This is a genomic window from Olleya sp. NP1-10 (genome assembly GCF_055804415.1).
Genome location: NZ_CM147840.1, coordinates 3,015,315 through 3,028,925, shown reverse-complemented (window position 1 = coordinate 3,028,925; position 13,611 = coordinate 3,015,315). Strand labels below are relative to the sequence as shown.

The following is a 13,611-nucleotide window of genomic DNA, read 5'->3' as shown; positions in this document are numbered from 1 at the left end:
TTTATAAATTTTTAATATTTGTTAGAGTCCCTAAAACGTTATATCGATAAACTACTTAATTTGTAGTTAAAACGTTGGTTTTTGATGATTATTGTGCGCCTAGTTTGGAATTTTAATCGTGAGAGTAGTACCTTTATTAACTTTACTTTTGATATCAATGGTACCATTAAAGGCTTCAATTTGATTTTTTACTAAATACAAACCAACACCTTCTGAATCTGTGTTTTTATGGAATGTTTTGTATAATCCAAATATATCTTTTCCAAACTTGTCTAAATCTATGCCACGACCATTATCTGTAAATTCAATATGAACCATATTATTTACTTGTTTTGAGCTTATTTTAATTTCTGGATTTCTATCTTTATGTTTATACTTTATAGCATTACTAATCAAGTTTTGTGTGATACTTTGAAAGTAGGAGGTATTAAAGTTAATAAAGCAATCTGTTTGAATATCTGTTATAATATTTGCTTTTTGTTCATGTATATAAAAATCTAATCCTTGTAAGACTAAATCAATTTCTTTACAAATACATAGTTTATTTTCAGTGTTATTATGTTTGGATTGTACAGTAACAATTTCGTTTAAATTATTGATTGTTTGTGTTAAGGATTTAGATAGCGTTTTAAGGTAGTCAAGCATTTCTACCTTTTCTTCTTCGGTATTTGCTTCTTCATAAAAACCTAAAAGACTTTCAAAGTTTCCTGCATGTTGTTTTAAATTGTGTGTTACAATATGTGCAAAATTTTGAAGTTTATTATTTTGTTTTACTACAAGGTCTAGGGTTTCCTCAACCTTTTTTTCAGATTCAGCATACTCTGTAATGTCAACATGGGTACCAATTATTCTAGAGGCTTCACCATGTTTATCTTTTTCAATTATTTTTCCTCTATCTAAAATCCATCTATATGATCCATCATTATGAAGTACACGATGTTTGTTTTCGTATAATGGTTTTAAACCATTTAAATGGTCTTTAAAGTCCTGATAATATTGCTGCCTGTCTTCTGGATGAACACGATCATTCCAATCTGTGGCATTTTTTCCAAAATTAATATTGTCTTGTGTTCCAATAATGGCTTTAGATGGTGTAGTGAATGATATTTGGTCAGTTTTAGAACTATAATCCCATATACCTACTTTAGATATTTCTAATGCAAGTTTCCATTTTTGTAGATCAAAATTTGAGGTATTTTGATTTAGTCCAATACCTTTAATTAACTCAGACATAAAGTTTTGTTTTTATATGCTAGCAATTAGGGAGTGTTGCCTAAAACATTCAGGATAAGACAAATATAAGTAAAATTGCCTAATGTTAGTTAGCGTCTTGGATGAAAATTATTAATAACATTGGTTAATTGGGTTTTGTCAACATGCGTGTAAATTTCTGTAGTAGTTATGCTTTCATGTCCTAACATAAGCTGTATAGCTCTTAAGTCTGCACCATTTTCTAGTAAATGTGTTGCAAAAGAGTGTCTAAATGTATGTGGCGAAATATTTTTATTAAGTTCTATTTTTTTAGCTAATTCTTTAATAATTGTAAATATCATAGCTCTAGTTAGTTGTTTGCCACGTCTATTTAAAAATAGAATATCATTATGTTCAGGATGAATGTTTAAATGATTTCTTATGTGTGTGTTATATATAGTAATATATTTTTGTGTGTCTTCAAGTATAGGTACAAACCTTTGTTTGTCTCCTTTTCCTGTTACTTTTATAAAGCCCTCTTCAAAAAACAAATCGGATATTTTTAGATTGGTTAATTCACTTACACGTAAACCGCAACTGTACAAAACTTCTATAATAGCTTTGTTTCGTTCGCCCTGCGGATGGCTTAAATCAATAGCTTTTATTAGGTTGTTAATTTCGTTTTCGCTTAATGTATCAGGTAGTTTTCGACCAATTTTTGGAGAGTCTATAGTATCTACAGGATTATCTTGTCTATAATCTTCAAATACTAGATAATTAAAAAAACCTTTTAAACCTGATATTAATCTGGATTGAGATCTTGCATTTAAGTTTTTTGCAGCTTCATAAATAAATTGCTTAATAGTAATTGTATCAATAGTTATTGCATTTGTTTGTATGGCATTTGCATCTAAATATTTTATTAATTTGTTTACATCTAAAACGTAACTATTAATCGAGTTGTCGGATAATCCTCTTTCTATTTTTAGATATAATGTGTAATCTTTTAGTGCTTGAGTCCAGGTCATAGGTTATAAATATAAAACATTTGTTAACTTAAAAATAACAATACTCATAAGTTGTTGATAGTGAGATTTAAACATTTTGTTTTAAGTTTTCACATGTTAATGCTTTGTTAAAACGAATGATTGCTTTGTTAAAGAATAACTAAATTTGTTGAGTTATTAATCATAAACAAACTTAATTAAATTATGAAAAAAATTTTTACAATTGCAGCAATCGCTGTACTAGGAATGACAAGCGTAAATGCACAAGATGTTAATTTCGGAGCAAAAGCAGGTGTTAACTTTGCTACAGTAACTGGTGATGAAACTGATGGACTTGATTCTAAAACAGGTTTTCATGTTGGAGTAGTTGCTGAAATTATATTGTCTGACAAATTTTCATTCCAACCAGAATTAGTTTATTCTACTCAGGGAGCTAAAATTTCTGAATCAGGAACAGAAGATTTTGGAGGTATTACATATCAATATGAAGAAGAAGCAACAAGAAAATTAGATTATTTAAACTTACCATTAATGGCTAAGTATTACGTGAGTGAAGGTTTAAGTATAGAAGCAGGTCCACAAATTGGTTTTTTAATTAATTCAGAAGCAGAATATGAGTATTCTGCAACGTATGAAGGAACAACTGAAAGTGAATCAGAAACTGAAGATTTATCAGATTATACAAGTAGTATTGACTTTGGTTTTAACTTTGGTTTAGGGTATAAGTTAGAAAACGGACTAAATTTTGGAGCTAGATATAACTTAGGTTTATCAAACATCAATGATTCTGAAGATTCAGATGATTACAAAAATCAAAATGCAGTGTTCCAAGTATCAGTTGGATTTTTCTTCTAGAAAATAATCACACTATTATTTTATTTAAACCGAAGCTTTTTAGCTTCGGTTTTTTTAATTTTAAATTTAGTGTTTTGAAGTGTTTAATTGCGATTTTATTTAATTTGTTTAACGATTATATTATAATTAACTTGGTTAGTATAGTGGTGTTTTTAATGTTTCTTTATTGTTAAATAAGTAGTTTTTATGTGTTTTTTGGTAACATTTAGTTAATATTTAATAATGTTTTCGATTCTTTGTTATGCTTTTGTTTACAAGGTGTTTTAGGTTTTTTTATCAAAATAAAAAGTTAAATTTTAAAGTTAATAAGCTGAAAGTTAGTTTCATACTTTTTATTTGATTTTTTTACGAGTTTTTACTTGTGTAAACTTATTTAAGCATCTAATTTTGTAGGCTCAAATAATTTAAAATTTAAATTTAATTATGAAAAAATTATTATTTACAGCTGCAATCGCAGTATTAGGATTTACAAGTGTTAATGCACAAGATGAAATGACTACAGTTGGTGGTTTCGAAGAAGGAGATGTTTTTATTTCTGGTTCAGTTGGATTTGGTAATGAATCTTTCGGAGAAGAAAGTACAAACGTTTTTTCAATTGCTCCAAAAGCTGGATATTTTTTATCTGATAACATTGCAGCAGGTTTAAAAGTAGGTTACACGTCTTTTTCAGGAGATGATGACGGAGTTGATTTTATTGATGCAAGTGAATTAGCTATTGGAGTATTTGGAAGATATTACTTTACTGCAGATGATCAATTTTCATTATTTACAGAATTAGGTGTTGATTATACTTCAACTGATGATAAATTAGCAGATGCTAAGAGTGATGGTTTTGATATTGCTTTTGCTCCAGGTATTAGTTATTTTGTTTCTGATAATTTTGCAATCGAAGCAACTGTTGGTGTTTTAGGATATTCTACAGAAAAAGCAGATTTCGATGGCGCTGAGTCTAGAAATAATTTTGATTTTGGTGTAAATTTTGCTGATATCAACTTTGGTGTTGTTTATAAATTTAACTAAGTATTAGTAAATTAAATATTTTAAAAAAACCGAAGCCTAATAGCTTCGGTTTTTTTATGCTTAAATTATTTATCTTTACTATATGAAAAAACTAATTATAATTAATGGTCCTAATTTAAATTTATTAGGAAAACGTGAGCCTAATATATACGGTAGCTTATCTTTTACTGAGTTTTTAGATACAATTAAGCAAAAATATCAAGATGTTTCTATAGAGCACTTTCAATCTAACATAGAAGGAGAACTAATAGATAAACTTCAAGAAGTTGGTTTTAGTTATGACGGAATCATCCTTAATGCTGCTGCTTATACACACACTTCTGTTGGTATAGGTGATTGTGTAAAAGCTATTGAAACTCCTGTTGTAGAGGTGCATATTTCAAATACTTTTGGGAGAGAAGAGTTTAGACACCAATCTCATATTTCGGCTAATGCAAAAGGTGTTATACTTGGTTTTGGATTACAAAGTTATGAGTTAGCTATTCAAAGTTTTGTCTAATTTTATGAGTCTAAAATGCACAAAACAAAGTCTTTATTTAGGTTAAAGTAATTGTAGTCTATGATTTAGTAATCTTTCTATTTTTTTGAAGTCTATTTTCCATAGAAAAAAACTTCTAATTACATCTATTATACTTCTGTTGTTTATAGCTCTTGCCTGCGCTTAATTTAATGTCGCTTTGTTCTTTTTTAAATGCGCATGTTTAACGATTTAAGTGTTACCTATTCTACCTCGTATTGGTGAATTTTGCTTCAACTCTCTTGATACAGTATTTCTGTGTGCATTTAAATGGATGCTATTTTTATTTGGTTTTAACCAGCTTGTAAGAGACATTAAATTTGATTCCGTTGTCTTAAGGTTAGTTGTTTATAATTTTTCACGCAAGTCCAATATAAATATTGATCTTAAAATGACAGGTGTCAAAGTTAATGGTTTTAAATATTTATGTTACACTAATTAGTTTAACTCAGCCTTCATTATACAATACGATTCTTAAATGAAATAATGTACATGCCAAAAGCAAAATATTTAAACACTATTTTTAATAAAATTTAAACTAACTAATTGAAGACTAGCGAAGTGATTAATAATTAGCATAGTCTATAAAAAGCTATTTTATTCTCAATGTTTTAACATAAAAACAATAATATTCTTTTTTTGTTGTTTTTTTTAGATAGATTTAACATTCATTAAAATAAGTTCAACCAAAACAAATTATTTATGAAAATTTTAAGTAAATTTTTAGTAGGCGCTTCACTAGGAGCGTTAGTATTAGTATCCTGTCAGAATGAGCAAGTGCAAAGCAACCCTGAAGACGCACTTGGTAGCACACCTGATTTACCGATACTACCAACCAGTTCTGCCGGAGATGTTATTCCTGGTAAGTACATTATTACTTTTGACGAATCTAAAATAAGTCCTACCTCAAAAGTATTAGAAGGGACTTTATTTACAGATCGATCTGAGAAGTCAAAAGCAGTTCGGGAAATTTCTATCAATTCCGTTGAAAAAATTAATACTATAATATCTAACAATGGAATAGATGAAGCTAAAATCACAAATTATTATACAACAATGATTTCTGGAGTAGCAGTAGAATTAAACGATGAAGAATTAGCTGCTCTATCTAAAGATAGTAATGTAGTTTCTATTGAGCATGATAGAAATGTTTCATTATCTAATTTTAGTGTGGAAAATGTTGTGTCTAGCAATAGTGCTGCTGTGATGGCGCAACAAACACCGTGTGGTATTAGCAATGCAGGTGGTGCAGTTGATGGTGGAAGCAAAAACACTTGGATTTGGATTATTGATAGTGGTATAGACTTAGACCACCCAGATTTAAATGTTGTAACAAATACGACTTATGCAAAATCTTTTGTCGGTGGATCAGCTAATGATTGTAATGGACATGGAACACATGTAGCAGGTACAGCAGCAGCTATTGATAATAACGAAGGTGTTGTTGGTGTATCAGCTGGTGCAAGTGTAGTACCTGTAAGAGTATTTGGATGTGATGGAGGTAGTAGTACATCTACTATTTTATCAGGAATTGACCACGTAGGTGAGTTTGACCTTGCTGGTGATGTTGCTAACTTGAGTTTAGGAGGGTATTTTGGATCAAATTGCAGTAGCAATTCTTCTTACCGAAGTTCATTACAATCTTTAGGAAATAGCGGGACACTTGTCGCTTTAGCTGCTGGAAACAGTTCAGCTAATGCTGCAAATTATCAGCCAGCTTGCGTAGGTGGTACAAATATATTTACTGTAGCATCTATGACTTGTAGTTTTAATTTCTCATCTTTTTCAAATTATAACTTAAACCCTATTGATGTAATTGCAACAGGAAGTAGCGTTGTGAGCACATACTTAAATGGTGGTTACGCGACACTTAGCGGAACATCAATGGCATCACCACACGTAGCAGGTATTATGCATGCAAGAAGTGGAGCGCCAAGACAGTCAGGTTCTGTTAGTTTTAGTGGAGAAAATTATCCAGTAGCAGTGAGATAATATAATTTTCAACTAAATTAAGCTTTAAAATAAATAAAGTTAAACCATCTGTTTTTAAAATAACAGATGGTTTTTTTTATAAAATTTATTTTTTCAGTTTTACTATAAAACGTTGTTAACTTAAATAGTAAATCAATATTTTGTTCTCATTCTGTTGATAATTAAGTTTTTAATTAAATCAGTGCTCTTTCTACTAAAATATCAACGGTATAAATCATAATTAATTAAACTACTTCATTCTTCAATAGCTTGTTTTTTTCTATGAGAATTAAATTCCTTTAGGATAAAATTATTATGACATCTATGTAAGCTTTATGATAACAAATCATAGCATCTAAATAAAAACTCTTTGAATATCTAATTCATGTCTATTTATAAATTGTTTCATGACTAATGCACTGTTCTGAGTCATTATTGAGTCGATGAGTAATTAGCTCTAGACTTCATTTTTATATTTCAATAATGATGCTATTCATTTTTTAGTTCTGCAGTGATCTTAAAGACTGTTAAAAGCAATAGCATTGTTGTTAAACCATGTTAATGTAACATCTGTAACTTATTTTGACATCGTAGTTAGGGTATATTAACCTAAAAACAATATGATGAAAAAAATAATTTTAAGTACTGTTGTACTATTTATTTCAGGAGTAACAATGTTAAATGCTCAAGCAGATAGAAAAGATGTTCAAATAGGTGTAAAAGGAGGTGTTAACTCGTCTACTATAAGTGGAGATGACTTTGGAGATTTGAAATCAAGAACTAGTTTTAATGCTGGTTTAGTTGCCGAAATACCTATAACTGAGCGTTTATCTTTTCAACCAGAGATTTTTTATTCTGGACAAGGTTTTGATTTACAAGAAATTGATCAAGACAATGTTTTTGATACAGATGATAATATCGAATACCAGTTAGATTATATTCAGGTACCATTGTTATTAAAAGCTTATTTGGTAAAAGGATTAAGTGTTGAAGCAGGTCCACAATTTGGGTATAAAATTCATGAAGAATTTGACTCTCAACCAACAAGTGATGGAGGAGACATCGAAATTGATTCTGATGACTCTTACGTTAAAGATTTTGACACTAGTGTTGCAGTAGGTGCATCTTATAAGTTTGATAGTGGCTTTTTCTTAAGCGGTCGTTATAATTTTGGAGTTAGAGATATTTTTGAAGATGGGACACCATTTGAAGGTGTTGATGCTAAAAATAATGTTTGGCAATTTGGTTTAGGTTTTATGTTTTAAAACCTAACGTATATAAATAAAAAAGTTCCAGAAAATTCTGGAACTTTTTTATTTAAACTATATAAGTTTAGATTTTTATAAATGAATCACTTCATCATAAGCATCTGCAACAGCTTCCATTACAGCTTCGCTCATAGTTGGGTGTGGATGTATAGCTTTTAATACTTCGTGTCCTGTAGTTTCTAGTTTACGTCCTAAAACAGCTTCAGCTATCATATCTGTAACACCTGCACCAATCATGTGGCATCCTAACCATTCGCCATATTTAGCATCAAAGATTACTTTTACAAAACCTTCTTTGTTTCCTCCAGCACTAGCTTTACCAGACGCAGAGAATGGGAATTTTCCAACTTTAAGATCGTAACCTTGTTCTTTTGCTTGTTTTTCTGTTAAACCAACACTTGCAATTTCTGGAGTAGCATAGGTACAACCAGGCACATTACCATAATCTAAGGCTTCTACATGCATTCCTGCAATTTTTTCAACACATAAAATAGCTTCAGCAGACGCAACGTGCGCTAAGGCTTGACCAGGAGTAATATCTCCAATTGCATAATATCCAGGAATATTAGTTTGGTAATAATCATTAACTAATACTTTGTCTCTATCAACTGCAATTCCAACATCCTCAAGACCAATATTTTCAATATTAGATTTAATACCAACAGCAGATAATACGATGTCAGCTTCTAATACTTCTTCTCCTTTTTTTGTTTTAACGGTTGCTTTAACTCCTTCACCAGAGGTGTCAACACTAGTAACTTCTGCAGAAGTCATCACTTTAATACCGCTTTTCTTAAACGAACGCTCTAATTGCTTAGAGATATCTTCGTCTTCAACAGGTACAATTCTATCTAAATATTCTACGATTGTTACTTCAGTTCCCATAGAGTTATAGAAGTAAGCAAACTCAACACCAATAGCTCCTGATCCAACAACGATTAGTTTTTTAGGTTGCTTTGGTAATGACATTGCTTGTCTGTAACCAATTACTTTTTCACCATCTTGAGGTAAACTTGGTAACTCTCTAGAGCGTGCTCCAGTTGCAATAATTATATGATCTGCACTGTACTCTTTACCATCAACATCAATTTTCTTTCCTGTTTTTAATGTTCCAAAACCATCAATGACATCAATTTTGTTTTTTTTCATCAAAAACTTAACACCATTACTCATGCCTTCTGCAACACCACGACTACGTTTAACAACAGCATTAAAATCTTTATCGTATTCTTTAACAGAAAGACCATAGTCTTCTGCATGTTTTAAATATTCAAAAACTTGAGCCGATTTTAATAATGCTTTTGTAGGAATACATCCCCAATTTAAGCATATTCCACCAAGATTTTCTTTTTCAATAATAGCAGTTTTAAAACCTAATTGAGATGCTCTAATAGCAGCTACGTAGCCTCCAGGACCACTACCAAGTACAATAATATCGTATTTACTCATTGTGTATTTTTTTGTAGTTTTAAGAAGTTACGAAGTTACAAAACCAAAATTGAATAAAGAATTTAGAATCTTAAAAAAATATATCTTTTAGTACCTTTGTGCAGCAAGTTTTAAAATATGAACATACCTAAGTCTAGTTTTCCACGAGTAATAATTATTGGTGGAGGTTTTGCAGGCATCGCTTTAGCAAAAAAATTATCAAAGCAAGAAGTGCAAGTTGTACTTTTAGATAAGCATAATTATCACACATTTCAGCCATTATTATATCAAGTGTCAACAGGTGGATTAGAGCCAGACTCTATCGCTTATCCTATACGTAAGGTTTTACAAGACTTTCCTAATTTTTTCTTTAGACTAGCTAATGTTTCAGAAATAAACACAGAAAATAATCGTGTTATTACTAATATAGGTGAATTAAAGTATGATTATTTGGTAGTGGCTTCTGGATCTAAAACCAATTATTTTGGTAACAAATCCATTAAAGAAAATAGTATGGAAATGAAAACCGTACCACAGTCTTTAAATTTAAGAAGTTTAATTCTTGAAAATTTTGAAGATGCTTTGTTAACTTCAGATTTAAACGAAAGAAATGCTTTAATGAATTTTGTAATTGTTGGAGCAGGACCAACAGGTGTTGAGCTTGCTGGAGCTTTAGCCGAAATTAAAAAAGGAATACTACCAAAAGATTATCCAGATTTAGATACACGATTAGCACAAATTAACTTAATACAATCTGGAGATAAAATTTTAAAAGCTATGAGTGTTAAGGCTTCTAAAAAAGCTGAGGACTTTTTGGAAGATTTAGGGGTACACGTTTGGAAAAATGTTAGAGTTACTGGTTATGACGGAAAAACGGTCACAACAAATAGCGATTTAACTTTTGATGCAGCAACAGTAGTTTGGGCTGCAGGAGTAAAAGGAGCTGCTATTAAAGGTATAGATGCCGAACAGTTTGTGACTAGAGGAAACAGAATTATTGTAAATGAATTTAATCAAGTAAAAGGTTTAGATAATATTTTTGCAATTGGAGATGTGGCACAAATGGAAACTGAAGCAGTACCTTCTGGACATCCAATGATGGCTCAACCTGCTATACAACAAGGTAAATTATTAGGAGAAAACTTACTAAAGTTATTAGAAAATAAACCAATGAAACCTTTTGTGTATAATGATAAAGGATCTATGGCTACTATTGGAAGAAACAAAGCTGTTGTAGATTTACCAAAATTTAAATTCCAAGGTGTTTTTGCTTGGTTTGTTTGGATGTTTGTACACTTGTTTTTCTTAATTGGATTTAGAAACAGAATGGTTGTTTTTATAAACTGGGTATATAATTACATTAGGTTTGACAGAGAAGCTCGTTTAATTATTAGACCTTACAAAAAAGAATTAAAATCTTAAAAGTTATTGTTTAGTCTTACTAAATTTTTCAGCGTTAAATTGACTGGATTGTCCTTTAGGTATAGATAGACTTTCCCAAGCTTCATTTTTAATAAGCTTACCAATATGTGCTATTTGCCCAATGTGATAACTATAATGTCCTAATTGTCTAAAAATAGCTTCGGCAACCAGATGGCTTTCATTTCTAATATAAACAGTACGATCTAAATCCTGATTGTTTAAAGGTGTAATAGCATTAAATAAGCAAGTCCAACCTTTTTCCCAATCGGCTAATAACTCAGCTTTTGTAGTATAAGTAGCTTCAAATTCTTGTTCGCGTTGTCTCCAGGTTTTTTCGCCATCTTCGGTTAAAAAATTAGTCCAACGACTTAGCATGTTACCAACCATATGCTTTACTATAATAGATATACTATTGGAATTGTTGTGGGATTGCCAATTCATTTCACTAAAAGATAACTGCTGGAGTGTTTTATCTCCAGCAGTTTTGTAATAGTTAAACTGTTTTATAATACTTGTAATGTGGCTGTTATTCATTTTTAAAATCGACGCTTGCACTGTTTACACAAAATCTAGTTCCTGTTTCTGTTGGGCCATCATTAAATACATGACCTAAGTGACCACCACAATTAGAGCACACAATTTCGGTTCTAATCATGCCATGTGTTTTGTCTAACACGTTAGTGATACTTCCTGGAATGGCATCATCAAAACTTGGCCAACCACAACTGGATTCAAATTTACTATCGCTTTCAAATAATTGCTGGTTGCATGCTGCGCAATGGTATGCTCCAGACTCGAAATGTAAATTGTACTTTCCTGTATGTGGCATTTCGGTACCCTTTTTACGTAAAATACGATATTGCTCGTCTGTTAGCTCGTTACGCCATTCTTCTTCAGTTTTATTAACTTTAAAATTATTCATTATTTGGTTTAAAATTTAATGCGACTCCGTTTATACAATGTCTTTGTCCTGTAGTTGCTTTTGGACCATCATTAAACACGTGACCTAAATGACCACCACATGTTGCGCAATGTTCTTCATCTCTGGTGTATCCAATTTTAGTATCTGTACCAAATGCAACATTTCCTTTGATTTCTTGGTCAAAACTAGGCCAGCCTGTTCCTGAGTCAAATTTGTTTTCACTTTTAAACAGTGGAGTGTCACAAGCTGCACAGTGATAAACACCAGCTCTTTTTTCGTTGTTTAAGCTACTGCTAAAAGGACGTTCTGTTCCTGCTTGACGTAAAACATAATATTCTTTATCAGACAGTTCGGCTTTCCATTCGGCATCAGTTTTACTAATTTCAAAAGTTTTAGAGTCTCCTTTTTTAACTTCTTCTTGTGCGTTAGATTTACAATTAAATAGACATATTAAAAGTAATAATGCAATTTTTTTCATAATTTTTCTTTTTTATAAAGATATCGTAAAATCTTAAAATAGAATTAATACAGACTTAATTTTAAATTAAAAATAACATTTCATTCTTTATAATTTAAAGTGTAACTTTCATCAATAAATTAATATAAATGAAAATTATACACATAAGTGCAGAGTGCTATCCAGTTGCAAAAGTTGGAGGATTAGCAGACGTTGTTGGAGCTTTACCTAAATACCAAAACGCCTTGGAACATCCTTCCTCTGTAATTATGCCTTTTTATGATAATAAATATACTCAAGACCATACGTTTGAAAAGATTTATGAAGCCGAGTTTAATTTAGGTCATAATTATTATGTTTTTAGTGTTTTAAAAACTAAAGATTCATATTTAGATATCGATGTTTTTTTAATTGATATCCCTGATTTATTGTACAAAAACTTTGTGTATTCAGTAGACGATACTAAGCGCTTTATAGCATTTCAAATAGCCACTTTAGATTGGATTAAAACACATAAACAACAACCAGATATTATACATTGTCATGATCATCACACAGGGTTAATTCCTTTTATGTTGCAGGAGTGTTTTGATTATCAGGTTTTAAATACAATACCTGTTATTACTACTATTCATAATGCACAATACCAAGGTTGGTTTGGTTATGATAAACTAAATTTAATTCCTGATTTTAATGAAGAAAAAATAGGATTATTAGATTGGAATGGTTGTATAAATCCATTAGCTGTAGCTATTAAATGTGCTTGGAGAGTCACAACGGTATCACCAAGCTACATGGAGGAATTAAAGCAAAACGCAAATGGTTTAGAAAGTTTATTAAATCATGAAAGTCAAAAGTGTCAAGGCATTTTAAATGGGATTGATACTCAAGTATGGAATCCAGAAATCGATGATTTTATTATCGAGAAATTTACAAAAGACACAATTAGTACAAGTAGAAAAGCTAATAAGAATTGGTTATGTAAAGAGTATAATTTAGACCCAAAAAAACCATTATTTGGGTTTATAGGTCGATTGGTTACAGAAAAAGGTGTCGAAATTTTCCCTGATGTTTTTAAAAATGTTTTAGAAACGGAAGCGGTATCTATTTTATTATTAGGATCTGGAGATAAAGAAACCGAAAAGGCTTTAAAAAGCTTAAAACCAATGTTTAAAGGAAAATATAATGCGTATATTGGTTATAGCGAAAGATTATCGCACCTTGTTTATGCAGGAGTAGACTTTTTATTAATGCCCTCAAAAGTAGAACCTTGTGGTTTAAATCAAATGTATGCTTTACGTTATGGAGCCATACCTATAGTTAGACGTATTGGAGGATTAAAAGACACTGTAATAGATATTGATCAAGATGGATTTGGAATATGTCATGATGATGTTAGCGTTTATGAAGTGGAGTACGCAATTAAAAGAGCTGTCGCATTATACAGTGATACCAAAAGATTTAAAAAATTACAAAAACAAATAATGACAATTGACCATTCTTGGGATGTGTCTGCCAAAGCTTATATTAATTTATACCAATCCATAAACTAG

13 protein-coding genes are annotated in these 13,611 nt (G+C 30.7%); 7 read left to right on the top strand and 6 right to left on the bottom strand.

Annotated features, from left to right (window positions below; translation table 11 throughout):
• Positions 1-99: 99 nt before the first annotated feature.
• Positions 100-1,233 (bottom strand): PAS domain-containing sensor histidine kinase, encoded by a 1,134-nt coding sequence (locus AC0L4B_RS14220; protein ID WP_473437508.1) that lies wholly within the window; start codon positions 1,231-1,233, stop codon positions 100-102.
• 89 nt (positions 1,234-1,322) lie between these two features.
• Positions 1,323-2,219, bottom strand: coding sequence for a site-specific tyrosine recombinase XerD (gene xerD, locus AC0L4B_RS14215; protein ID WP_473437507.1), 897 nt, complete (start codon positions 2,217-2,219; stop codon positions 1,323-1,325).
• A 183-nt stretch (positions 2,220-2,402) separates the two neighbouring features.
• Here xerD and AC0L4B_RS14210 point away from each other — a divergent pair, with 183 nt between their 5' ends.
• The 5 genes from AC0L4B_RS14210 (at position 2,403) to AC0L4B_RS14190 (ending at position 7,826) form a co-directional block, all read left to right on the top strand.
• Positions 2,403-3,053, top strand: coding sequence for a porin family protein (locus tag AC0L4B_RS14210; RefSeq protein ID WP_473437506.1), 651 nt, complete (start codon positions 2,403-2,405; stop codon positions 3,051-3,053).
• Positions 3,054-3,476: 423 nt separating this feature from the next.
• Positions 3,477-4,073 (top strand): outer membrane beta-barrel protein, encoded by a 597-nt coding sequence (locus tag AC0L4B_RS14205; RefSeq protein ID WP_473437505.1) that lies wholly within the window; start codon positions 3,477-3,479, stop codon positions 4,071-4,073.
• A gap of 82 nt (positions 4,074-4,155) precedes the next feature.
• Complete coding sequence (aroQ, locus tag AC0L4B_RS14200; protein ID WP_473437504.1) at positions 4,156-4,572, top strand: type II 3-dehydroquinate dehydratase; 417 nt, start codon at positions 4,156-4,158, stop codon at positions 4,570-4,572.
• Positions 4,573-5,292: 720 nt separating this feature from the next.
• Positions 5,293-6,582 (top strand): S8 family serine peptidase, encoded by a 1,290-nt coding sequence (locus AC0L4B_RS14195; RefSeq protein WP_473437503.1) that lies wholly within the window; start codon positions 5,293-5,295, stop codon positions 6,580-6,582.
• A 602-nt stretch (positions 6,583-7,184) separates the two neighbouring features.
• Entirely contained in the window at positions 7,185-7,826 is a 642-nt protein-coding gene (locus tag AC0L4B_RS14190) for a porin family protein (RefSeq protein WP_473437502.1), read from the top strand.
• A 75-nt stretch (positions 7,827-7,901) separates the two neighbouring features.
• Here the strand turns inward: AC0L4B_RS14190 and lpdA are convergent, their stop codons facing one another.
• Complete coding sequence (lpdA, locus tag AC0L4B_RS14185) at positions 7,902-9,278, bottom strand: dihydrolipoyl dehydrogenase (RefSeq protein WP_473437501.1); 1,377 nt, start codon at positions 9,276-9,278, stop codon at positions 7,902-7,904.
• Positions 9,279-9,395: 117 nt separating this feature from the next.
• Between lpdA and AC0L4B_RS14180 the strand changes: the two genes are divergently transcribed.
• The gene (locus tag AC0L4B_RS14180) at positions 9,396-10,679 is read left to right on the top strand and encodes an NAD(P)/FAD-dependent oxidoreductase (protein ID WP_473437500.1); all 1,284 of its coding nucleotides are present in this window, start codon (positions 9,396-9,398) and stop codon (positions 10,677-10,679) included.
• Between the two features lie 3 nt (positions 10,680-10,682).
• On the opposite strand, the gene AC0L4B_RS14175 is transcribed toward AC0L4B_RS14180, so the two are convergent.
• The 3 genes from AC0L4B_RS14175 to msrB (AC0L4B_RS14165) are packed head-to-tail and all read right to left on the bottom strand — an operon-like array spanning position 10,683 to position 12,079.
• Positions 10,683-11,213, bottom strand: coding sequence for a DUF1572 family protein (locus AC0L4B_RS14175; protein ID WP_473437499.1), 531 nt, complete (start codon positions 11,211-11,213; stop codon positions 10,683-10,685).
• On the bottom strand, positions 11,206-11,601 hold the full coding sequence (msrB, locus tag AC0L4B_RS14170) for a peptide-methionine (R)-S-oxide reductase MsrB (RefSeq protein ID WP_473437498.1): 396 nt from the start codon (positions 11,599-11,601) through the stop codon (positions 11,206-11,208). The genes AC0L4B_RS14175 and msrB (AC0L4B_RS14170) overlap by 8 nt, the downstream gene beginning before the upstream one ends.
• Complete coding sequence (gene msrB, locus AC0L4B_RS14165) at positions 11,594-12,079, bottom strand: peptide-methionine (R)-S-oxide reductase MsrB (RefSeq protein WP_473437497.1); 486 nt, start codon at positions 12,077-12,079, stop codon at positions 11,594-11,596. The genes msrB (AC0L4B_RS14170) and msrB (AC0L4B_RS14165) overlap by 8 nt, the downstream gene beginning before the upstream one ends.
• A gap of 128 nt (positions 12,080-12,207) precedes the next feature.
• Here msrB (AC0L4B_RS14165) and AC0L4B_RS14160 point away from each other — a divergent pair, with 128 nt between their 5' ends.
• Positions 12,208-13,611: a glycogen synthase gene (locus AC0L4B_RS14160; RefSeq protein ID WP_473437496.1), complete on the top strand. Its 1,404-nt coding sequence runs from the start codon at positions 12,208-12,210 to the stop codon at positions 13,609-13,611.